This window comes from Streptomyces sp. G5(2025), assembly GCF_049542075.1.
In the GTDB taxonomy this organism is placed as follows: domain Bacteria; phylum Actinomycetota; class Actinomycetes; order Streptomycetales; family Streptomycetaceae; genus Streptomyces.
Window position 1 is genome coordinate 3975975 of sequence record NZ_JBMUZT010000006.1, and the last position, 23779, is coordinate 3999753.

The 23779-nt window shown below is 73.8% G+C and carries 7 protein-coding genes and 2 pseudogenes; 8 read left to right on the forward strand and 1 reads right to left on the reverse strand.

Translation table 11 applies throughout. The features are described 5' to 3' along the window. The first annotated feature begins 30 nt into the window (after window positions 1-30). The 8 genes and pseudogenes from ACOBQB_RS28915 (at window position 31) to ACOBQB_RS28950 (ending at window position 22476) form a co-directional block, all read left to right on the forward strand. Window positions 31-10038: a type I polyketide synthase gene (locus ACOBQB_RS28915; RefSeq protein ID WP_423598827.1), complete on the forward strand. Its 10008-nt coding sequence runs from the start codon at window positions 31-33 to the stop codon at window positions 10036-10038. A gap of 101 nt (window positions 10039-10139) precedes the next feature. Further along, window positions 10140-11474, forward strand: a pseudogene (locus ACOBQB_RS28920) (type I polyketide synthase); the annotation flags it as partial. A gap of 6 nt (window positions 11475-11480) precedes the next feature. Further along, window positions 11481-14381: pseudogene (locus tag ACOBQB_RS28925) on the forward strand (condensation domain-containing protein); the annotation flags it as partial. Beyond that, window positions 14366-18199, forward strand: coding sequence for a non-ribosomal peptide synthetase (locus tag ACOBQB_RS28930; protein ID WP_423595687.1), 3834 nt, complete (start codon window positions 14366-14368; stop codon window positions 18197-18199). The pseudogene ACOBQB_RS28925 and the gene ACOBQB_RS28930, both read left to right, overlap by 16 nt. Next, window positions 18196-19323, forward strand: a complete 1128-nt coding sequence (locus ACOBQB_RS28935) for an acyl-CoA dehydrogenase family protein (protein ID WP_423595689.1) — start codon at window positions 18196-18198, stop codon at window positions 19321-19323. Before ACOBQB_RS28930 ends, ACOBQB_RS28935 begins: the two co-directional genes overlap by 4 nt. A 75-nt stretch (window positions 19324-19398) precedes the next feature. Beyond that, window positions 19399-20886 carry a DUF2252 domain-containing protein gene (locus tag ACOBQB_RS28940; protein WP_423598829.1) on the forward strand — a complete coding sequence of 496 codons (1488 nt, stop codon included), beginning with the start codon at window positions 19399-19401 and terminating at the stop codon, window positions 20884-20886. A gap of 57 nt (window positions 20887-20943) precedes the next feature. Continuing rightward, the gene (locus tag ACOBQB_RS28945; RefSeq protein ID WP_423595691.1) at window positions 20944-21966 is read left to right on the forward strand and encodes a hypothetical protein; all 1023 of its coding nucleotides are present in this window, start codon (window positions 20944-20946) and stop codon (window positions 21964-21966) included. A 162-nt stretch (window positions 21967-22128) separates the two neighbouring features. Next, a complete protein-coding gene (locus ACOBQB_RS28950; RefSeq protein ID WP_423595692.1) occupies window positions 22129-22476 on the forward strand; it encodes a rhodanese-like domain-containing protein in 348 nt (115 codons plus the stop codon). Window positions 22477-22496: 20 nt separating this feature from the next. Here the strand turns inward: ACOBQB_RS28950 and ACOBQB_RS28955 are convergent, their stop codons facing one another. Next, a complete protein-coding gene (locus ACOBQB_RS28955; RefSeq protein WP_423595694.1) occupies window positions 22497-23630 on the reverse strand; it encodes an acyl-CoA dehydrogenase family protein in 1134 nt (377 codons plus the stop codon). Between the last annotated feature and the right edge of the window lie 149 nt (window positions 23631-23779).

Here is a 23779-nt window from a genome sequence, read left to right on the forward strand (position 1 = left end):
ACGGACACAGGGGTGCATCGAACGATGGGAATGGCCGGTCACGGCATACGTGATCTTTCTTCACGCGCGGTCGCGGTCGTCGGGATCGGCTGCCGGTTCCCGCAGGCGGACGGGCCGGACGCGTTCTGGCAGCTGCTGCGCGACGGCGGTGACGCGATCACCGACCGGGGCGACGACCGGCCCGGCGCCCAGCGTGACGGCCAGCGTGACGACCAGCGTGACGGCCAGCGTGACGGCCAGCGTGACGCCCAGCGTGACGGCCAGCGTGACGACCGGGGCGGTGGCCGGGGCGCGGCGCGTGGTGGGTTCCTCGACCGGGTGGACGGGTTCGACCCCGAGTTCTTCGGCATCTCGCCGCGCGAGGCCGTGTCCATGGACCCTCAACAGCGGCTGGCTCTCGAACTGGCCTGGGAGGCCCTGGAGAACGCCAGGATGCTGCCGGGTGAGCTCACCGCCGACCGCACGGGTGTCTTCCTCGGGGTGATCGCCGACGACTACGCGGCGCTGTGGCGGGGCCTCGGCCCCGACGCGGTGACCGGGCACACCCTGACCGGACTGCAACGCGGTGTGATCGCCAACCGGATCTCGTACGCGCTCGGCCTGACCGGACCGAGCCTGGTGGTGGACACCGGGCAGTCGTCGTCCCTGGCCGCCCTGCACCTGGCGTGCGCGAGCCTGCGCGGCGGCGAGTCGGACCTGGCGCTCGCGGGCGGCGTGAACCTGATCCTCGCGCCGGAAAGCACCTTGGCGCTGGAGCGGGCCGGAGCACTGTCGGCGGACGGGCGGTGCTTCACCTTCGATGCCCGCGCGAACGGATATGTCCGGGGCGAGGGCGGCGGAGTCGTCGTTCTCAAGCTCCTGGACGCCGCCGTCCGCGACGGCGACCGCATCCATGCCGTCATCCGCGGCAGCGCCCTGAACAACGACGGCGCGACCGAGACGCTGCCGACGCCGGGCCGTGCCTCGCAGGAGCGGGTGCTGCTCGCCGCCTGCGCCGACGCGGGTGTCGAGCCGGACGAGGTCCAGTACGTCGAGCTGCACGGATCGGGCACCCGGGTCGGCGACCCGATCGAGGCCGCCGCGCTGGGTGCGACGCTGGGGGCCGCCCGCACGAAGGACGCCCCGCTGCTGGTCGGATCGGTGAAGACGAACATCGGGCACCTGGAGGGCGCCGCCGGGATCGCGGGGTTCGTGAAGGCCGTCCTGTGCGTCGGCGCACGCGAACTCGTGCCCAGCCTGAACCACGCCGGTCCGGGTGACCGCATCCCCCTCCAGGAGCTGGGGTTGCGCGTGAACACCGAGGCCCGGCCCTGGCCCGCGCGGCGGGGTCCGCTGCTCGCGGGGGTCAGCTCGTTCGGGATCGGCGGGACCAACTGCCACATGATCCTCTCGGACTGGCAAGGCGGGCAGGGCACGGCGCCCGCCGAGGACGAGGACACCGGCGGGGCGCTGCCTTGGCTCCTGTCGGCGCGTGACGCATCCGCGCTGCGCGACCAGGCCGGCCGGCTGCGCGCGCATGTGGCGGCACGTCCGGAGCTGGGGGCGGGCTCGGTGGGCCGGTCGTTGGCCGTCACCCGCACCAGGTTCGAACACCGCGCCGTCGTCGTGGCCGCTGACCGCGACGGCTTCCTCGCCGAGCTGGCGGCCTGCGAGGAGGGCCGGCAGTCGGCGGCCGTGGTGGAGGGCCGGCACGAAGGGCCGCCGGTCCGGCCCGTCTTCGTCTTTCCCGGCCAGGGCTCGCAGTGGGCGGGCATGGCCGCCGAGTTGCTCGACACCTCCCCGGTCTTCGCCGACCGGATCACCGCCTGCGCCGACGCCCTGCGCCCGTACGTGGAATGGTCACTGCCCGATGTCCTGCGCGGTGCCCCCGGTGCACCGGCGCTGGAGGCCGACGAGGTGATCCAGCCCGCCCTGTGGGCGGTGATGGTGTCGCTGGCGGCGCTGTGGCGCTCGGCCGGGGTGGAGCCCGCCGCCGTGGTGGCCCACTCGCAGGGTGAGATCGCCGCCGCCACCGCCGTCGGCGCCCTCTCGCTCCAGGACGGCGCGCGGATCGTGGCGCTGCGCAGCCGGGCGCTGGCCCGGATCGCGGGCCGCGGCGGGATGCTGGCGGTGGACCTGCCGGCCGAGCGGGTGCGCGTGGACCTCGCGGCGGTGGCCGCCTCCCTGTCGGTCGCGGCGGTCAACGGCCCCGCGCACACGGTGGTCGCGGGGCCGTGCGCCGCCCTCGACGCGCTGGCCGCCCACTACGGGACGCGCGTGCGTACCCGGCGACTTCAAGTCGACTACGCCTCACACAGCGCGGACGTCGATGCACTGCGCGAGGAGCTGCTCACCGCTTTCGCCGGGATCGCCCCGCGCTCCGTCGAAGTGCCGTTCCACTCGTCCGTGACCGCCGCACCGGTTGACGACACCGCCGAACTGGACGCGGACCACTGGTTCCGCAACCTGCGTGAGCCGGTGCGGTTCGGGCCGGCGATCGAGGCGCTGCTGGACGCGGGCCACACGACGTTCCTTGAGGTCAGCCCGCATCCGGTGCTGACGACGGGCATCCGGCAGGCGATCGCCCTGCGCGACGGGGACGGCGCCGCGCTGAGCACGCTCCGGCGCGGTCACGGCGGCCACCACCGGTTCCTGGTGGCGGCGGCCGAGGCGTACGTACGCGGTGTCGCCGTGGACTGGGCCGCGCTGCTGCCCGGTTCGGCGCCGCTGACCGACCTGCCGACCTACCCGTTCCAGCGCCGCTCCTACTGGCCGCGGTCCGGGGACGCCGGGCCCCGGCCTGTGCCTGTGCCCGTTGTGCCTGTGCCCGCTGTGCCGGTATCCGTTCCCGTGTCCGACGCGGCACCGGTCGAGGGCGCCGACCGGCGTCCGGCACCGGTGGGGGAGCTGGTCCAGAGCCTTACGGCGGTCGTGCTGGGCGCCGGATCGGCCGGGGACGTCCGGCCGGGCCGGACGTTCCGCGAGATGGGCCTGGACTCGGCCATGACGCTCGAACTGTGCGACCGGTTGTCGGCCGCGACGGGCCTGCGGCTGCGGAGCACCCTCCTCTACGACCACCCGAGCCCGGCCGCGCTGGCCGCGGCGATCGGCGAGTTGCAGGCGGGGCCGACCGCCGCCCCCGCCCACCCCGTCAATCCCACCGACGCCACCGACGCCACCGACGCCGAAGACCCCGTGGTCATCGTCGGCATGGCCTGCCGGTTCCCGGGCGGGGTGCACTCGCCCGACGACCTGTGGCATCTGGTCGCCACCGGGACCGACGCCACCGGCGACTTCCCCGACGACCGGGGCTGGGACCTGGCGGCCCTCCACCACCCGGATCCCGAGCGCGTCGGTGCGTCGTACGTCCGCCGGGGCGGCTTCGTACCGGACGTGGCGGACTTCGACGCGGAGTTCTTCGGGATCAGCCCGCGTGAAGCCCTCGCCATGGACCCGCAGCAACGGCTTCTCCTGGAAGTCACGTGGGAGGCGCTGGAGCGCGCGGGCATCGATCCGTTGACGCTCAAGGGCAGCCGTACCGGTGTGTACGCCGGGGCGATGCACTCCGGCTACGGGCCGAGCATGGAAGCGGCCGGGCCCGGCGTCGCGGGGCACCTGCTGACCGGTACCGGCACCAGTGTGATCTCCGGGCGGATCGCCTATGTCCTCGGCCTGAACGGGCCCGCGCTGACCGTCGACACCGCTTGTTCGGCGTCGCTGGTCGCGCTGCACCAGGCGGTACGAGCGGTGCGGACGGGGGAGTGCTCGCTCGCCCTGGCCGGCGGGGTCACGGTCATGGCGACTCCCGGCATGTTCGTGGAACTCTCCCGGCAGCGGGTGCTGGCCCCCGACGGCCGCTGCAAGGCCTTCTCCGCCCAGGCGGACGGCACCGGGTGGGGCGAGGGCGCGGGCATGCTCGTGGTCGAACGGCTCTCGGACGCCCGGCGCCACGGCCACCCCGGCCTCGCGGTCATCGCCGGAAGCGCTGTCAACTCCGACGGCGCGTCCAACGGGCTGTCCGCGCCGAGCGGTGTCGCCCAGCAGCGCGTCATCGCCGACGCGCTCGCCGACGCCGGGATCGCGCCGCGGCAGGTCGACGCGGTGGAGGCGCACGGCACCGGCACCGCGCTGGGCGACCCGATCGAGGCCAACGCCCTGCTGGCCGCCTACGGGCAGGACCGGGACAAGGACCGGCCCCTGTGGCTGGGGTCCCTCAAGTCCAACATCGGACACGCGCAGGCGGCGGCGGGCGTCGGCGGCGTCATCAAGATGGTCCAGGCCATCCGGAACGCGTCCCTGCCCGCCACCCTGCACGTCGACGAGCCGTCCCCGCACGTCGACTGGGCCACCGGGTCGTTGTCCCTGCTCGACCACTCCCGCCCCTGGCCGACCACGGGCGAGCCCCGGCGCGGCGGCGTCTCCTCGTTCGGCATCAGCGGCACCAACGCACATGTGATTCTGGCGGAACCGCCGGGTGAGGCCGGGGTCGGGGTTGTGGCGGAGCCGCCGGGTGAGGCCGCGCCCGTGGCGGTGCCGCCGGTTGAGGCTGGGCCCGTGGCGGTGCCGCCGGTTGAGGCTGGGCCCGTGGCGGAGCCGTCGGCCGAGGGTGGGGTCGTGGCGGAGCCGTCGGCCGAGGGTGGGGTCGTGGCGGAGCCGCCGAACGAGGGTGGGGTCGTCGGGGAGGCCGGGCGGGCGGTCGTGGTGCCGGTTGTGCTGTCGTCTCGGAGCCCCGCGGCGTTGCGGGAGCGGGCCCGGGGGCTGGTCGCCGGGGCGGTCGATCCGGTCGTCGCGGCGCCCGCCCTGGCCGCCAGGGCCTCGCTCGCCGAGCGTGCCGTCGTGATCGCCCGGGACCGGTCGGCGGCCGACCGGGCCCTGAGCGCGCTCGCCCACGGCGAAGAGGCCCCCGGCCTCGTCACCGGCCGCGCGGGCGAGCCCGGCCGGACCGGCCGGACCGTCCTCGTGTTTCCCGGGCAGGGCGGCCAGTGGCGGGGCATGGCATCGGCGCTCGCCGCCGAGAGCCCCGTCTTCGCCGCCCGCCTCGCCGAGTGCGAGCGCGCGCTCGCGCCGTACCTCGACTGGTCGCTCTCCGACGTCCTGGACGGGGCGCCGCTGCTCGACCGGATCGACGTCGTACAGCCCGCCCTGTGGGCCGTGATGGTGTCGCTGGCCGAGCTGTGGCGGTCGGCCGGGGTCGTCCCGGACGCCGTGATCGGCCACTCCCAGGGCGAGATCGCCGCCGCCGTCGTGGCCGGGGCGCTCTCCCTCGACGACGGCGCCCGCGCCATCGCGCTGCGCAGCGGCATGGCCGTCGACCTGATGGGCCAGGGCGCGATGGCCGTGGTCCCGCTCCCCGCGGAACGGGTACGGGAACGGCTCGGCACACTCAGCGTCGCCGCCGTCAGCGGACCGGCCACCACCGCGGTGGCCGGCGCCGCCGACGCGATCGCCGCCCTGGTCGAGGCCTACCAGGCCGAGGGAGTCAACGCCCGCGTGATCCCGGCCGCGTACGCCTCGCACTGCCCGGCGGTCGAGCCGATCCGGGAGAAGATGCTGGCCGGGCTGGCATCACTGACACCGCGTACCGGCGAGATCGCGCTGATGTCCTCGGTCACCGCCGACTGGCAGGAAGGCGGTGCACTCGACGCCGCCTACTGGTACCGGAACCTGCGGCACACCGTGCGCTTCCAGGAAGCGGTCGAAGCGCTGATCGCCTCCGGCCACACCACGTTCGTCGAGGTCGGCCCGCACCCCGTGCTGACCGGCAGTATCGGCCAGATCCTGGAGGAAGCCGGCGTCGACGGGATCGTGACCGGCTCGCTGCGCCGCGACGACGGGGGCCTGGCCCGGTTCCTCACCTCCGCCGCGGAGGCGTACGTCAAGGGCCTGCCGATCGCGTGGAAGCGGTTCACCGGAACGTCCGCAGACCATGTCGACCTGCCCACCTACCCCTTCCAGCGGCGCCGCTACTGGCTCGGGAGCGCGGCCGGCCCCTCCGGTACGGCCGAGCTCGGCCAGGCCCCGGCCGGCCATCCGCTGCTCGGCGCGGCCGTCGAACTCGGCGACGGCGAGACGGTGTTCACCGGCCGCCTGTCGACCCGTACCCACCCTTGGCTGGCCGACCACGCCGTACGCGGGACAGTCGTCGTACCGAACACCGCACTCCTGGAGCTCGCCCTGCACGCGGGCGCGGGATCCGGCACGGCACGGATCGAGGAGCTGACGGTCCGCACGCCGCTGGAACTCCCGCCGGACGGCGTCGTCGACCTGCGCGTACGGGTGGCTGGCGCGGACGGCGACGGTCTGCGGAGCTGCCGGATATCGGGCCGCGCGAGCGACGGGGAGTGGACCGAGTACGCCATCGGCACGCTCGCCCCCGACACGTCCGCGGCACAAGCCGCGGCACAAGCCGCGGCACCGGCCGCCGTCCACTGGCCTCCGGACCGGGCGACACCGGTGTCGACGACCCGCGTGTACGAGGACCTGGGCCTTCAGGGGTACGAGCACGGCCCGGTGTTCCGGGGCCTGCGGGCTGTCTGGCGACGCGAGGGCGAGCAGTTCTCCGAGGCCGTCCTGCCCGAGCCGGAGAGCGCGCACGCCGGCGCCTACCACCTGCACCCCGCCCTGCTCGACGCGTCCCTGCACGGTTTGCTCGCCGACGCCCCGGGCCGTGCCGGGCGGCGCATGCAGCCGTCACGCTGGCGCGGGGTGACGCTGTTCGGCACGGGGAGCCGAGTGGCCCTGCGGGTGCACGCGGCGCCCGCTGCGCACGGCGGCCACCCGCTGACCTTGCTGGATGCCTCGGGAGAGCCGGTGGGCCTCGTCGAGTCGGTGGAACTCCACCCGGCCGCGGCGGCCCGCCCGGCGGATCCGGCGGCCGTGGCGCGCGATGCGCTGTTCGCGCTGGACTGGCAGCCGTTGACCGGGGCGGCGGCGTCGGGCGGTTCGGGCGGGTCGGCCGAGCACGTCGTCGTTAACTGCCCGGCCGGCGAGGGCGGTGCCGACGTGGCGGCGGCGGCCAGGGACGCGGTCCGCCGGACGCGGGAACTGATCGGCCGATGGCTCACCGAGGACCGGCCTGCCGGTTGCCGCCTGGTGCTGGTGACCCGCGGCGCTGTCGCCGCCCTGCCCGGCGAGACCGTGCGCGACCTGGCTCAGGCGGCCGTCTGGGGCCTGGTGCGGACAGCACAGGTCGAGCATCCGGGCCAGTTCGTCCTGGTGGACCTCGCTCCCGACGGGGCCGATGTGACCGGCGCGCCCGAAGCGGCCGACGTGCCGGGCGTGACCAGCGTGGCCGATGTGCCGGGCGTGACCGGCGTGCTCGGCGTGCCCGGCGTGCTCGGCGTGCCCGGCGTGGCCGAAGTGGCCGACATGGTTGAAGTGCCCGGCGTGCCCGGCGTGGCTGACGTGTCCGGCGTGGCCGAAGTGGTCGACGTGGCCGACATGGTTGAAGTGCCCGGCGTGGCCGAAGTGGCCGACGTGGCCGACATGGTTGAAGTGCCCGGCGTGGCTGACGTGTCCGGCGTCCCCGGCGTCCCCGGCGTGCCCGGCGTGGCCGGCATTCCGGCCGCGGCACTCGCGGCGGACGAGAACCAGGTGGTGGTCCGCGGCGGCACCGTCCTGGTGCCCCGGCTCGTGTCCGCAGCGGACGAGTCCGCTCTTCGGATCCCCGACGGCGCGCCTGCCTGGCGTCTCGACATGTCCGAACGCGGCACCCTCGCCGCCCTGTCCCTCCGGCCCTGCCCCGAAGCCACCGTCGAACCCGGCCCCGGCCAGGTCCGGATCGCGGTCCGTGCCGCCGGGCTCAACTTCCACGACGTCCTGGGCGCGCTCGACATGCACCCCGGCGACCCCGGACCGCTCGGCCTGGAAGGCGCCGGCGTGGTCACGGCGACCGGGCCCGGCGTCACCGGCCTGGCCGTCGGCGACCGGGTCATGGGCCTCTTCCCTGCCGCGTTCGGCACGGTGGCCCACGCCGACCACCGCACCGTGGTGAAGATGCCCGACGGCTGGTCGTTCACCCGGGCCGCCGCCGTACCCGTCGCCCACATGACGGCTCTGCACGCCCTGACCGAGTTGGGCGGCGTGCGCGCGGGCGACCCCGTCCTGATCCACGCGGGGGCAGGCGGCGTCGGCATGGCCGCTGTCCAGCTGGCCCGGCACCTGGGCGCGGAGGTCTACGCGACCGCGAGTCCCGCCAAATGGCCCGCGCTGCACGCCCTCGGTGTCGACGACGCCCATCTGGCCTCGTCGCGCGAGTCCGGCTTCGGCGCACGCTTCGGCGCGGGCGTGGGTCCGGGCTCCGACGAGGGCTCCGACGAGGGCTTCGGCGCGGGCTCCGGCACGGGTTCGGGCACGGGCCTCGGCACGGGCTCCGGCACGGACGGCGGGCGCATGGCGGTCGTCCTGAACTCGCTCACCGGTGAGCTGGTCGACGAGTCGCTGCGGCTGCTGCGTCCCGGCGGGCTCCTGGTCGAGCTGGGCAGGACCGATCCGCGCGATCCGGCCGAGGTGGCCGCCGCGTTCCCCGGTACGCGGTATCAGGCGTCGAACCTCCTGGGGTTGCCGCCGGAGCACCTCGCTCGCCTCCTGAACCGGACGGTCGAACTGTTCGCCGAGTCCGTGTTCACCTGGCCGGCCGTCACCGACATGGACATCCGCCGAGCCCCCGAAGCCTTCGGGCGACTGCGTCAGGGGACCCACGTCGGCAAGGTCGTACTCACCGTCCCGCCGGCCCTCGACCCGGAAGGAACCGTGCTGATCACCGGCGGGACCGGCGCCATCGGCCGGGCCCTGGCACGGCACCTGGTCGCCGAACACGGCGCGCGGCGGCTCCTGCTGGCAGGACGGCGGGGCGGCGACGCGCCCGGCGCGGCCGAACTGGCCTCCGACCTGAACGGGCTCGGCGCCGAGGTGAGGTTCGCGGCCGTGGACGTCGCCGACCGTGACGCCGTCGCCGCGATGATCGAGGCCATACCGGACCGGCACCCGCTGACCGCCGTCGTCCACGCCGCGGGCATCGTGGACGACGCGCCGATCACCTCGCTCACCGACGCGCAGATCGACCGGGTGATGCGTGCCAAGGCAGACGGCGCCTGGCATTTGCACGAATTGACGGCACGTCATCCGATCAACGCGTTCGTCCTGATCTCCTCGGTCATGGGGACCCTCGGCGGCGCCGGGCAGGGCGGCTACACCGCCGCCAACGCCTTCCTCGACGCACTCGCCCGGCACCGCCGGGCGCAGGGACTGCCCGCCCTCGCGCTGGCGTGGGGTCTGTGGGACGACCCGGACGGCATGATGGGCGCCCTCACCGATGCCGACCGGGCCCGCTTCGCACGGGCCGGGCTCGTCGAGATGGCCCCCGACCACGGGCTGGCCCTGCTGGAGGCGGCACTGCCGTCGCCGCACGCCGTCCTGGCGCCGGCCCGGCTCGACCGCGGGGCGCTGCGCGACCTCGGGGCGGATCTTCCGCCGGTCCTTCGCGAGGTCGTGGCGGAGCGGTCCGGGAACGTGCCGGAACCGGAACCGGAACCGAAACCGGAACACCGACGACGGCGTCCGCTGCGGGAGGAACTGGCTGGCCTGCCGGCCGGTGAACGCGCGGCGCGCCTGGCCGAACTGATCCGCACTCATATGGCCGCCGTCCTGGGCGCCCGGCCCGAGGTGATCGTGGACGACCGACCGTTCGGCGAGCTGGGATTCGACTCGCTCACCTCGGTCGAGTTCCGCAACCGCCTCGGCACGGCGACGGGCCTCAAGCTTCCCCTCACCCTGCTCTTCGAGGCCCCGACGCTCCCCGAGCTCGTCGCCGCCCTGGACTCCGAACTCGTGCCTTCCGAACCTCCCACACCCGTCTCGGAGAAGGTCGAGGGGGATTCCGAGAGGGAGCCCCAGAGCGAGCCCCAGAGCGAGCCCCAGAGCGAGTTCCGGAGGGAATTCCGGAGGGATTTCGAACTGGGGGCCGAGGGGGAGCCCGCGTCGGACGTGACGGCACTCGTCGAGGCCGCGACCGCCGAGGAACTGCTCGACTTCATCGACCGCGAGCTCTCCGGCTCCTGACCCGCTTACGGAGGCCGATCCGCATGGGATCAGCACCCCGATCCGACATCGGATCAGACATGTCAGACACGAACGACAAGCTGCTCGGATACCTCAAGCGCCTGACCGTCGACCTGCACCAGGCACGCGAGCGCCTGCGTGAACTGGAGGAGGGCGACCGCGAGCCGATCGCGATCGTCGGCATGGCGTGCAAGTACCCGGGCGGGGTCGACTCGCCGGACGCCCTGTGGCGGCTGCTGTCCTCGGGCGGGGAGACCGTCGGCGCGTTCCCACGCGACCGGGGCTGGGACGAGGATCTGCACGAGACCCAGCCCGGGCAGGCCGGTCGTAGCCTCACCGGCTCCGGCGGTTTCCTCTACGACGCCGCGTACTTCGACGCCGGCTTCTTCGGGATCAGCCCGCGTGAGGCCCTGGCCATGGACCCACAGCAGCGGCTGCTCCTCGAAACCGCCTGGCAGGCCTTCGAGGACGCCGGGATAGACCCCGAGTCGGTACGTGACACCGAGACCGGCGTGTTCACCGGGCTGTCCTGCGGTGACTACGGAATGGGGCGCGGTGCGGTGCCCGAGGAGGCCGAGGGCTTCCTGGCGACCGGGACGGCGGGCGGTGCCGCGTCCGGCCGGATCTCGTACACGCTCGGCCTGCGCGGGCCCGCGATCACTGTGGAGACGGCCTGTTCGTCCTCGCTGGTCGCGCTGCACCTGGCCGTGCAGTCGCTGCGTCGCGGCGAGTGCGCGATGGCACTGGCGGGTGGCGCGACGGTCATGTCCACACCGCAGCTGTTCACCGAGTTCACGCGTATGCAGGGGCTGTCGCCGGACGGCCGGTGCCGCCCGTTCTCGGCCACCGCCGATGGCAGCGGGTTCTCCGAGGGCGTGGGCGTTTTGCTGGTGGAACGGCTGTCGGACGCGCGGCGCCTCGGCCACCCGGTGCTGGCCGTGGTGCGCGGCAGCGCGGTGAACCAGGACGGCACGAGCAACGGCTTCACCGCGCCGAGCGGGGCCGCGCAGCAGCAGGTCATCCGGAAGGCCTTGGCGGACGCGCGGCTCTCGCCCGAGGACGTCCAGGTGGTGGAGGCGAGCAGCACCGGCACCCCGCTCGGCGACCCCATCGAGGCGCGCGCCTTGCTGGCCGCGTACGGGCGCGACCGGGACCGGCCGTTGCGGCTCGGCTCCCTCAAGCCCAACATCGGACACGCCCAGGCGGCGGCGGGCGTCGCCGGCGTCATCAAGACGGTCCTGTCGATACGGCACGGCAGGCTCCCCGCCACTTTGCACGTGGCCGAGCCCACCCCGCATGTCGACTGGTCGACGGGCGCGGTGGAACTCGTCGCGGAGGAGACGGCGTGGCCCGAGACATCGGGCCCGAAGCGTGGCGCGGTGTCCTCACAGGGCATCAGCGGAACGAACGCACACGTGATCATCGAGGAGGCACCGCTCGCTGTGGGGCGGGCTTCGGCAGCTGCGGGGCAGATTTCGTCAGCTGTTGGGCAGGCGCCGGTCTCGGTCGGGCAGGCTCCGGTGGCCGTCGGGCAGGGGTCGGTTGCTGGCGGGCAGGCTGCGGTGGTCGTCGGGCAGGCGCCGTTCTCGGTCGGGCAGGGCCCGGTGGCCGTCGGGCAGGGGTTGGTTGCTGGCGGGCAGGCTGCGGTGGTCGTCGGGCAGGCGCCGGTCTCGGTCGGGCAGGCTCCGGTGGCCGTCGGGCAGGCCTCGGCCGCTGGCGGGCAGGCTGCGGTGGTCGTCGGGCAGGCGCCGGTCTCGGTCGGGCAGGCGCCGGTCTCGGTCGGGCAGGGCCCGGTGGCCGTCGGGCAGGGGTCGGTGGCTGGCGGGCAGGCTCCGGTCACCGCCGGGAGGGCTTCGACCACCGTCAGGCAGGCTCCGGCCGCTGTCGGGCAAGGCCTCGTCTCCGTCGGGGAGGCTTCGGCCACCGCCGGGCAAGCTCCGGCCGGCACCAGGCAAGCTCCGGGATCCGTCGGGCTGGCCCTGGCCTCCGGACAGGCTTCCGCCGCCGGGCAAGCTCTGGCCTCCGCCCGGCAGGCCCCGGCCACTACCAGGCAAGCCCCGGCCGCCGCCGGGCAGGCGTCCGCCCCCGCCGCGCACGCTCCGGCCACCGCCTGGCAAGGTACGGTCGCCGCGCAGGGCCGGCCGTGTCTGCTGACCCTGTCGGCCAAGACGCCGGTCGCGCTCGAAGCGCTCACCGCGCGCTACGCCGACTTGCTCACGGACGACGACGGCCGGCTTCCGGACCACGACGGCCGGTTTCCGCATGGCGGCGACTCGTTCGTCGCCGACGGCTCACCCGTCGCCCGTACCGCCTCGCTCGCGTCGATCTGCCGGACCACCAGCCTCGGGCGCTCGCACTTCGCGCACCGGCTCACGGCCGTCGCGTCCTCACGCGCCGAGCTGCGGGACCTCCTCACGCGGACGCGGGTGGCCGCGGCACCGCCGCACGGTGTGCGCGTCGGCGCGCGGGCCCCGGAGACCGGCCGGGGGCCGGTGTTCCTCTTCACCGGCGGGGCGGACTCGCTCTCCGCCGCACGGGCCGCCGAGCTGGCGGAGGCCGAGCCGGTCTTCCGCGGCGCCCTGGACCGCTGCGTCGGGACGGACGGCGGCGACAACCCCTCACCGTTCGCCGTCGCCTACGCGCTCGCCGAGCTCTGGCGGTCGTGGGGCGTGGAGCCCGCCGCCGCCCTGGGACACGGCATCGGAGATCCCGTGGCAGCGTGCGTCATGGGCACGATGGGCATGGCGGACGCGCAGCGGGCGGCGGCCCGGACCCCGGCGGACGCCGGTGACCGAGAGCGGTTCGCCGACGGCATCGCCAGGCTGCTGCGAGACGGACACCGGACCTTCGTGGAGATCGGTCCCGCGTCGGCGTCGGCGCTCCTCGACCGTGTACGCATGACCGAGCTCGTCGACCACGACCACGACCACGACCACGACGAGCTCCGTGCGGCCGGGCACATCGCTGTCCTGCCGTCGCTCCGTGAGGGAGAAGGCGCCCGGCGCACTCTCCTCGACAGCCTGGGCGCCCTGTACACCCAAGGCGCCCGGATCGACTGGTCGCACGTGCACGGCGAGGTCGCCGGGCCACCCGCGGTGCTGCCCGGATACCCGTTCCAGCGCGAGCGTTACTGGCTCTGGACGGGAGCAGGAGCAGGAGCCGAAGCCGAAGCCGAAGCCGACCGCTGGGAACAGGCGCCGGCTGCCACAGCTACCGCCACCGCCACCGCCTCCGCCTCCCCCGTCGCCGGACCGCTGGTCGCGCAGGTCCGGCTCGTCGCCGCCGACGGCACACCCGTGGCGCTCGCCGATGGCGTACGCCTGGAAGCGGTGCCCGGCGCGGTGTGCCCCGGTGCCGCTGAACCCGCACCGGAGGCGGAGGCCGTCGGCGGCACGGAGAGGAGGCCCACGGCACCCGGGACGCACGAGCCCCCGGGAGCACCTGAGCCCGAGAACACCGCCGAACTCGCGATCGGCATCGTCGGCCGGGCGCGCGGCGCGGCCGTCACCGGCGACGACCTGCACCGGACGCTGCGGAGCCTGGGCATCGACTCGCTGATCGCGATGGACATCCGGCATACCCTCGCCCGGCGGCTGGGAGTCGACCTCCCGCTGCGGGAGCTGCTGGACGGCCGGAGCGTCACCGAGATCGCGCGGACCGTCGCCGAGATCGCGCGGACCGCCCAGGCGCCGCGCGGCACGGAGCGGACCGGGCCGGCACCGGTCGCCCGCCCCACGGCGGTGCCACCGGCCACAAACCCGGCCACAAACCCGGCCACAAACCCGGCCACCGACCTGCCCACCGCCCCGCCCTCAAACCCGGCCACCGCCCCGGCCGCCAACCTCACCGCCAACCCCGCCGCCAACCCCACCTCCCGCCACGAACCGTTCCCCCTCACCGACCTCCAGCAGGCCTACCTGGTCGGCCGGACCGACGCCTTCGAGCTCGGCAACGTATCCACGTCCTTCCTCGTCGAGATCGACCTGCGGGAGACGGACCTCGACCGGCTCGCCGCCTCCTTCCGGCACCTCGTCGACCGGCACGACATGCTCCGCGCGGTCGTGTCCGGAGACGGGCGCCAGCGGGTGCTCGCCGAAGTCCCCGAGTACCGGATCGCCACCGTCGACCTGCGGGGGCGCGACGACGCCGAACGGGAGCGCCGCCTGGCGGAGATCCACGAGGAGATGCGGCATCAGGTCTTCGACACCGAGGTCTGGCCGCTGTTCGATGTCCGGGCGACCCTGCTCGACGCGCACACGACCCGGCTGCACCTCAACTTCGACGCGTTGATCGTGGACGGCCGGAGCGCGGGGCTGCTCTTCCAGGAATGGGCGGAGACCTACCGTTCCGGGACGCCGGTGGCGCCGGCCCCGCCATCACCTACCGCGATTACGTGCTCGCCGCCACCGGGACGGATGCCGCGCAGCGCGAGAAGTCGCTCGCCTACTGGCAGGCCCGCGCGGCGACCCTTCCGCCCGCGCCCGGCCTGCCGCTGCGCGCGGGCCCGGCACCGCGGCGTCCGGTGTTCACCCACCGGACGGGCCGGATCGAGCGCGGGGCATGGCAGCGTTTCAAGGACCATGCCGCCGCGGCGGGTGTCTCGCCCTCGGCCGCCCTGTGCACGGCGTACGCCCAGGTCCTTGGCGCTTGGAGCGCCTCGCCACGGTTCACGCTCAACCTGCTCGCGTTCAACCGGCGACCGTTGCACGAGGACGTCGGCAGGATCGTCGGAAATCTCAGCACGACCACTCTCCTGGAGGTCGACGCCACCCCCGCCCAGGACTTCACCTCATGCGCGGTGCGACTGCAGAACCAGTTGCTGACCGACCTCGACCACGGGCACGTCAGCGGCGTCGAGGTACTGCGCGAGCTCAACCGCACGCGCGGCGGAACCGGCCTGGCGAGCATGCCCGTGGTCTTCACCAGCACCCTCGGCTTCGCGGGCCGGGGCGACGGTGAGCACGGCGGGATCACGGCCCTGACCACGCTCGGCGCCTCCGGCAGCCTGGCCTCCAGTTCCGTACGGACGCCGCAGGTGTGGCTCGACCACCAGGCTGTGGAGGAGGCCGGGGAACTGCTCCTCAACTGGGACGTGGTGGAGGAGATGTTCCCGGACGGCGTCGTCGACGGGATGTGGGCCGCCTACCTCGACCTGGTGGGCGACCTGTGCGGCGAGAGAGCGTGGCACCGCCCGCCGTCCGTGCCCGTGCCGGCGGCCGACCTGGAGACGCGACGGGCGGCCAACGCCACGGACGCCCCCGTCACCCGCGAGCTGCTGCACGACGCGTTCCTGCGGCAGGCCCGGTCCCGGCAGGCCGCACCAGCCGTCATCACGGCCACCCGGACCCTTGACTACGGCGAGGTGGACCGCCGCTCCGACCGGATCGCCCGGTGGCTGACCGACCACGGGGCGGGTCCCGGCGTGCTCGTCGGCATCGTTATGGACAAAAGCTGGGAGCAGGTCGTCGCGGCGCTCGGCGTCCTCAAGGCCGGGGCCGCCTACGTACCGGTGGACGCCGCTGTGCCCGGCCACCGCCTCCGGGTGATCATGGAGACCGCCGGCATCGAGCTGGTGCTGACCCGGTCGGCGGTCGCGAACGGACTCGACCTGCCGGACGGAACCCGCCGGCTGCACGTCGACACCGAGCGGGGCGTCGACACGGCGCGGGACGTCGAGACGGAGCCGGACGCCGGCAGCGGCGCGCACGCTCCCTGCACCCCCACCCCGCCGGCTTCCCCGGCAGGCCCCGACGACCTCGCCTACGTCATCTTCACCTCGGGTTCCACCGGGGTCCCGAAGGGCGTGATGATCGAGCACGCCGCGGCGGTCAACACGATCCGGGACATCAACGACCGTTTCGGCGTGACCACACGCGACCGCGTCCTCGGCCTGTCCGCGTTCAACTTCGACCTCTCGGTCTACGACGTGTTCGGCCTGCTCTCGGTCGGCGGAGCCGTCGTCCTGCCCGAGGCGTCGGCGCAACGTGAACCGGCCGCCTGGCTGGACCTGGTGAACCGGCACGGCGTGACGATCTGGAACAGCGTCCCGGCGCTCATGGACATGTTCGTCGAACACGCGCGGGCCATCGGCGGGCCGTCGTCGCTGCGCGTGGTGATGATGAGCGGCGACTGGATCCCCGTCACCCTCCCCGCGGCCATCGGCAAGGTCCTGCCGAACGCGCAGACCTGGAGCCTGGGCGGCGCGACCGAGGCGTCCATCTGGTCGATCCAGTATCCGATCACCGTCGTGGACCCCGAGTGGACGAGCATCCCGTACGGCAGGCCGATGCGTAATCAGCGCTTCCATGTGCTGGACGAGGCGTTGCGGCCACGTCCGGCCTGGGTGCCCGGTGACCTGTACATCGCCGGTACCGGCCTCGCCCGCGGCTATCTCGGCGACGAGATGAAGACGCGCGCGGCGTTCCCGCGCCACCCGGTGACGGGGGAACGGCTCTACCGGACCGGTGACCTCGGGCGTTACCTGCCGGACGGCACCATCGAGTTCCTGGGGCGCGCGGATTCCCAGGTCAAGGTCCAGGGGCATCGGATCGAACTCGGTGAGGTCGAGGCGACGCTGCTGCGCCGACCCGACGTCCGCGCGGTGGCCGCGGTGGCCGAGGGCGAGCGGGGCGGCCCCCGGCGGCTCGTCGCCTACGCCGTGTCGGGCACCCCCGAGGACGAACTGCGCGAGGCACTCGGCCGGGAACTGCCCGGCTACATGGTGCCCGCCCGCATCGTCCTCATGGACGAGCTGCCGCTGACAGGCAACGGCAAGGTGGACCGCGGCCGTCTGCCCTCACCCGAGGAGCGGGCTCCACGCTCGGCGGAGGCAGTCGCACCGCGCGATGCCACCGAACGGCTCCTCGGCGAGATCTGGTCCGAATTCTTCGCGCCTGCCGACGGTCCGGACGGCCCGGACGGCCCGGACGGCCCGGTCGAACCGGTCGAACCAGTCGAACCAGTCGAACCGGTCGAACCGGTCGGCTTCGGCGCGGGCGTCACGGCCAACTTCTTCGACCTCGGAGGCGACTCGCTGATCGCGGTGCGGATGATGGCCCGCATCCGGCAGCGCACCGGCCGGTCGCTGTCGGTGGCCACGCTGCTCGCCCGGCCGACCATCGAATCGCTGGCCAAAGCGCTTGCCGAGGTGCCGGCCGCGGTGCCTGCCGAGGCACCCGCCGAGGTCCTTGCCGACGTACCCGCCGGGTCGCTGCGCGATCAGCCCGACGACGCGGACCGGACGGGCTTGGTCACACTCAGAGCGTCCGGAACCCGGCCGCCGCTGTTCTTCGTCCACCCGGTCGGCGGCAACGTGCTCTGCTACGCCGGACTCGCCGCCCTCCTGGACGACGACCAGCCGTTCCACGCCCTCCGGTACCCGGACCGCGGATATGCGGACCTCGGAGATCCGGACGACCTGCTCGGACCGGCGCCGGTGACCGTCGCGGACCTGGCCGCGCATTACGCCGACGCCATCACCGAACGGTTCCCGGCGGGCCCGTACCGGCTCGGTGGCTGGTCCATGGGCGGCGTCATCGCCCTGGAGATCGCCCGCCTGCTCACCGCGCGGGGCGGCACAGTCGAGCTGGTCGCGGCTGTGGACCTGCTCGAACCGCCCGGCCGGGCTGAACCGGCCTCCGACGCCGCGCTGTTGGCCCGGTTCACCCGCGACCTGACCGGCCTCTCGGGTGGTGAGGGGAACCCCGAGCCCGCCGAGTTCGAACCCACGGACGACCACTCCACGGCCGAAGAACTGCTGACGCGGGCCCGGCAGGCGGGCGTCCTGCCGGACATCGACGCCGCCACCCTGGAACGGCTCGCGGGCCGGTTCCTGCGCCTCAGCCGCGCGCTGGCCGACCACGAACCCACCCCGTACCGGGGCCGGGTCCGGCTCCTGCGCGCCATGGACGGGGCCACCCCCGCGACCACCCGGCAGTGGCTGGACCTCCTCGGTGACGGCGCCGAGAGCGTTGACATACCCGGCGACCACTACAGCGTCATGCGCCCCCCGCACCTCCAGACGCTGGCGGCCGAACTCGGCAAGGCCCTGGAGGATCTGCCGTACGCGCAGGACCTGTCGTACGCGCAGGATCTGCCGTACGCGCAGGACCAAGAGAAGCAAGCCGGAGCACGAGACAACCGACGCCGGAGGACCGGATGACCACCATAGAACTGCCGATCCGGGCGGAGACGTGCCTCACCGCCACCACGGTCATGGACCGGGTACGGGCGTACGCCTCGGGCCTCCCGGCGGCCGCACCGGAAATCGAGCGGACAGGCCGCCTCCCCCGTGCCGTACTCGACGGCCTGAAGACCACCGGCCTGCTGCGCGCCGCACTGCCACCGGCCCTCGGCGGTGTCGAGATGACCGTGCCGGACATCACGCGGGCGGTCGATGTGCTGGCGGAGGGGGACGCCTCGGTCGCCTGGTGCGCGGCCGTCGCGCTGAACGCTTCGCTCGCTGTGGTCTCGCTGCCCGAGGAGGTCTTCACCGAGCTGTTCCCGGACCCGGACCTGATCACCGCGACGGTGCTGCCGTCGGCCGGCCGGGCGGTCCGGCGGGAGGGCGGTTACGTCCTCTCCGGCCGTTGGACCTACGGCAGCGGCATCACCCACGCCGACCGCGTGGTGGCCGGATTCCAGACTCCGGAAGGCACCTCGCGGATCGCCGTGTTCGACGCCGCGCACGTACGGGTGCTCGACACCTGGCACACCACGGGGCTGCGCGGCACGGGCTCCCACGACTTCGAGGTCACCGACCTGTTCGTCCCGGAGCGGCACACGTTCGAACTCGTGCCGCCCGGCTCCCGGCAGGAGCCGCTCCACCTGCGGGCCGACAACCTCGCCCTCAAGATGGCGGGCGTGCCCTTGGGTATCGGCAGGTCCGCGCTGAACGCCGCCAGGGAGATCCTCACCGACAGGCGGACCGCGTTGCCCCGGCCGGGCGCCCCGGCCGACCTCGCGCTCGCCGAGTCGCTGATCGGTGCGGCGGACGCCTACGTATACGCCACGCTGAACGACGCCTGGGCCGCACAGGCGGCGGGCCGCGCCCCCGAACCCGGGACGACCGCGCTCGCCCGCCAGTTCGCACACCGGTCCTGTCGGGAGGCGGTCCAACTCCTGTACGACGTCGTGGGATCGGCCGCGGTGTACACCGGGCGCACCCCGCTCGACCGGTGCCTGCGCGATGTCCTCACCGCCGGCCACCACATGGCGTCGTCGGAGAGGATTCTCGACCAGATCGGCGACCTACGACTCGGAGGCGAAGTTATCCACAGGCTCTGAGGGCGGTCGGCGTGTGGCGGTACCGTCGAAGTCGGATCGGGGTTGACCGGTGGCCGACGGGGTGGGGCGATGAGCATGGCGGAGCACGACGGCAAGATTTCTGACCGGCAGGGGCGCCAGGAGCAGCAGGAGCAGCGGATACCTCGGGTGCCGGGCTTCGTCGAGTGGCCCGCACGGAGCTCACCCAAGAGCTCACCCAAGAGCTCACCCAAGAGCTCGCCCAAAAGGGAGGGCAAGGCGCTGCGTCGGCGCGTGCCCCGGGCCTCGCACGGCGAGTTCACGGTGGACGTCGGGCGTCCCGACCCCGTGGCCGCGGTGGAGGAGACCAACCGCAGCCGGCTCCCGGAACTCGCGCCGATCCGGGTGGGCAGGATGGCCGCCTCCCCCTTCGCCTTCCTGCGGGGCTCCGCGGGGCTCATGGCGTACGACCTCGCGCATGCCCCGCTGACCGGTATCGGCGCGCAGATCTGCGGAGACGCCCACGCGGCGAACTTCGGGCTCTACGGGGACGCGCGCGGCGGCCTCGTCATCGACCTCAACGACTTCGACGAGACGGTGCACGGCCCCTGGGAGTGGGACCTCAAGCGGCTGGCCACCTCTCTGGTGCTGGCGGGACGCGAGGCGGGCGCGGGCGAGGACGTCTGCGCGGCCGCCGCGCTGGACGCCGCGGGGGCCTACCGCCGCACCATGCGGCTGCTCGCCAAGCTTCCGGTCCTTGACGCGTGGAACGCCATCGCGGACGAGGAGTTGGTCTCGCACACGGACGCGCGTGACCTCATGGGCACGCTGGAGCGCGTCTCCGAGAAGGCCCGGCAGAACACGAGCGCCCGGTTCGCCGCGAAGTCGACGGAGCGGGTCGAGGGCGGCGACGGTTCCGAGGGGCGTCGCTTCGTCGACGCCCCGCCCGTGCTGCGGCGCGTACCGGACGCGGAGGCGGCCGCGGTGGCCGCTTCCCTCGGGGAGTACCGGGAGACGCTCGCCGAGGACCGCCTGCCGCTCCTCGGGCGGTACGCGATCCAGGACGTGGCGTTCCGGGTGGTGGGCACGGGCAGCGTCGGCCTGCGGTCGTACGTGGTGCTGCTGCTCGACCACCGGGGCGAGCCACTGGTGCTCCAGGTCAAGGAGGCGAGGCCCTCCGCTCTCCTGCCGCAGCTGCCCGGGGCGGGCTTCAAGGCGCCCGACACCGTGCACGAGGGGCGGCGGGTGGTCTCCGGCCAGAAGCGGATGCAGGTCGTCAGCGACTTCCTCCTCGGGTGGACGACGGTCGACGGACGCCCTTTCCAGGTACGCCAGTTCAGGAACCGCAAGGGCAGCGTGGACCCGGCGGCGCTGAGCCCCGACCAGCTCGACGACTACGGCCGCATGACCGGCGCCCTGCTGGCCCGCGCCCACGCGCACAGCGCCGATCCACGCCTCATAGCGGGGTACTGCGGCAAGAACGAGGAGTTGGACGAGGCGATGGCACGGTTCGCCACGGCGTACGCGGACCGTACGGAGGCCGATCACGCGCTGCTGGTGCGGGCTGTCAAGGAGGGACGGACAGCCGCCGAGGCGGGGGTGTGACGGCCGCGCTCGCGGCGTGCTTCCGGAGCGGGGCGCCGGGTGGCCTACGCTGGACGAGTGACGATCCCGGAAGCCGAGCCGACGCCGCCCGAGTCCCCTGAGCCCCCCGGGTCTGCCGAGGCTCCTCCGTCTTCCGAGGCCCCCGGTCAGGGGGCGCAGCGGCCGGGTTCCGGAGGGCGGCTCAAGGACCAGCTGAAGGAGCGGCTCAGGGCGCGGTCCGAAGGCGGTCGTGAGGCGGGGGCGGAAGGCGAAGACGCGAGCGAAGCACCTCGTGAGGAGCCGGTCGCTCGGCCCGAGGAGCCGGTCGCTCGGCCCGAGGAGCGGCTTGAGAGGGCCGTGCGCGCCGCCGAGCAGGCGCTGATCGAGTACGAGATCGCGTTGGAGACCTTCCGGGTGGAGGTCGAGAACTTCTCCCGCCTGCACCACCAGAAGCTCGGCCCGATGTACGCGCGCCTCGATGAACTGGACGCGCGGATCGCCGAGGCCACCGCCGCCCGCACCGGCGACCCCGAGGACCTCCGCAAGGCGGAAGAGGCGCGGGCGCGGGTGATGCCGATGCCGGGCGTCGAGGAGCTGTTCCACGGCTGGATGGACGACGAGGGGCTCTACCCCGAAGCCGCCGCGATGCTCACCGACCAGTCGGTGCGGCCCCCGCAGCGGGTGCGGCCCGGCGAGGAGGCCCGCAAGCTCTACCGCGAGCTGGCCCGCAAGGCGCACCCCGACCTGGCACAGGAGGAGAGCGAACGGCAGCGGCGCGAGGAATTCATCACGCGCGTCAACGCCGCGTACGCCCGCGGCGACGAAGCACTGCTGCGCGAGCTCTCCGAGGAGTGGGCCGCGGGGCCGGTCCCCGAGGAGCAGCGGCTCACCCGCAGCGAGGAGCTGTACGCGAGGCTCGAATGGCTCGCCCAGCGCAAGGAGCTCCTCTCGGTCCTCGCCAAGGAGCTGGAGGAGAGCGCGATCGGCGGCATGCTGCGCCTGGCGCCCGACGACCCGGACACGCTGCTCGACGAGATCGCCGAGCAGCTGCTCGCGCAGGTCGCCGAGCGCGAGGCCGAACTGGACCGCCTGACCGCCTGACCGCCTGACGGCCTGTTCGCCTGATCGCCTGACGGTCTGATCGCCTGATCGCCTGACCGCGTATCCGCATATCCGCCGGTTCGCGCGTCCGCCTGCTCGCCTGACGGCCTGATCATGCCGGGTGTGTCCGAGGTCCCGCGCAGGTCGGGTAGCGTCGGGGACATGGCTTTCGGAACTCATGTGCCCACGGTCGGTGTCGACGAACTCACGAGCGGCGACTTTCTGCTGGACGTCCGGGAGGACGACGAGTGGCAGGCCGGCCACGCGGCGGGTGCGCTGCACATTCCGATGAGCGAATTCGTCTCCCGGTACGGCGAATTGATCGAGGCCGCGCCGCAGGACGGCAAGGTCAACGTCATCTGCCGGTCCGGCGGACGCTCCGCCCAGGTCACGATGTATCTCGGACAGCAGGGCATCGACGCGGTGAACGTCGCCGGTGGCATGGAGGCCTGGGACGCCGCGGGCCGCCCCGTCGTCGACGACAAGGGCGAGCCGGGCTCCGTCATCTGAGCCTCCCCCTGGCGGGCGTCTCAGCCGAGGGCGTGGGCGGCGAGCAGGTCGCCCAGTGCTCCCTCGTGTGCCGCTGCCGGGCCGAGGGAGAGCTCCAGCTGCTTGGCCCAGGCGTGGTAGCGGTGCAGCGGGTAATCGGTGTCGGCGCCGAAGCCGCCGTGCAGATGCTGGGCCGTCTGCACGACCCTCCGTACGCCGTCGGACGCCCAGATCTTGGCTACGGACACGTCCCCGGCGGTGGGCAGCGCGCCGTCCGCGCCGGTGCTGATCCGCCAGGCGGCCTGCCAGAGGGTGACCTCCATGGCGCGCAGATCGATGTAGCGGTCGGCGGCCTGCACGGCCACGGCCTGGAACGTGGCCACGGGGTGGCCGAACTGCTCCCGCTTGCTGGTGTATTCACCGGTCATACGGAGGACCCCCTCCCCGAGACCCAGCGCGAGCGCACAGGTGCCGGTGGCGAGCAGGTCCCGCAGCCGGTCCCAGGCACCGTCTGCCTCGATGACGTCGGACGCGGCGACGCGAACGCCCTCCAGACGCAGCTCGGCGAGACGCTCCCCACTGGTGGCGTACTGCTCGGCGAGGGTGATGCCCTCGTGGTCCCGCGGGACGAGAGCCAGGACGGTGCGCCCGTCAGGTGTGTGGGCGGGTATGACGGCCAGGTCGGCGTTCTGCGCCCAGGGGACGGCCGTCTGGAGCCCGTCCAGGAGCCAGGTGTCGCCGTCGCGCTGCGCGGTGACGGCCAGCTCGGCGGCGTCGTGGCCGGTCCGGCCGTTGGCGGCGACGGTCAGGACGAGCCCCCCGCGCCCGGCCCGGGGGAGCACCCGCCGCCTCAACTCCGCGCTTCCGTAGGCCTGTACAGCCCAGGTGGCGGCGCTGTTCTCCAGGAGCGGCACCCGGGCGAGGACCTTCGCGGACTCGCGGAGCACCAGGCACAGGGCGATGGCGTCAAGGCCCACGCCGCCGTGCTCGGTGCCGATGAGCACGCCGAGGAGGTCGGCGTCGGCGAGCCTGGACCACAGGGCGCGGTCGAAGTCCTCGGCGACGGCGCCGGACGTGAGGGCCGGGCTCGGCACCCCGTCCGGCACGACGTCGGCGAAGAGCGCCTTGGCCGCCTCGACCACGGCCTGCTGTTCCTCGGTGAAGGTGAAGTCCACTGCCTGTCCCCCTGTCCTCCCGTGCGCCGGCCTCTTCGCATCCGTCGGCTGGCATCCGCCGGTTCGTATCCGGCGGCTCGCACCCGACGGCGCGTGACGGTGCGCCAAGATAGAACAGGTTCTAGAAAAAGGGAACAGGCGAGCCCCGC

Coding starts and splice junctions, on each gene's coding strand:
- ACOBQB_RS28915 (WP_423598827.1), top strand. CDS start 31: ATGGCCGGTCACGGCATACGTGATCTTTCTTCACGCGCGGTCGCGGTC.
- ACOBQB_RS28940 (WP_423598829.1), top strand. CDS start 19,399: ATGGCGGAGCACGACGGCAAGATTTCTGACCGGCAGGGGCGCCAGGAG.
- ACOBQB_RS28950 (WP_423595692.1), top strand. CDS start 22,129: ATGGCTTTCGGAACTCATGTGCCCACGGTCGGTGTCGACGAACTCACG.
- ACOBQB_RS28930 (WP_423595687.1), top strand. CDS start 14,366: ATGGGCGGAGACCTACCGTTCCGGGACGCCGGTGGCGCCGGCCCCGCC.
- ACOBQB_RS28935 (WP_423595689.1), top strand. CDS start 18,196: ATGACCACCATAGAACTGCCGATCCGGGCGGAGACGTGCCTCACCGCC.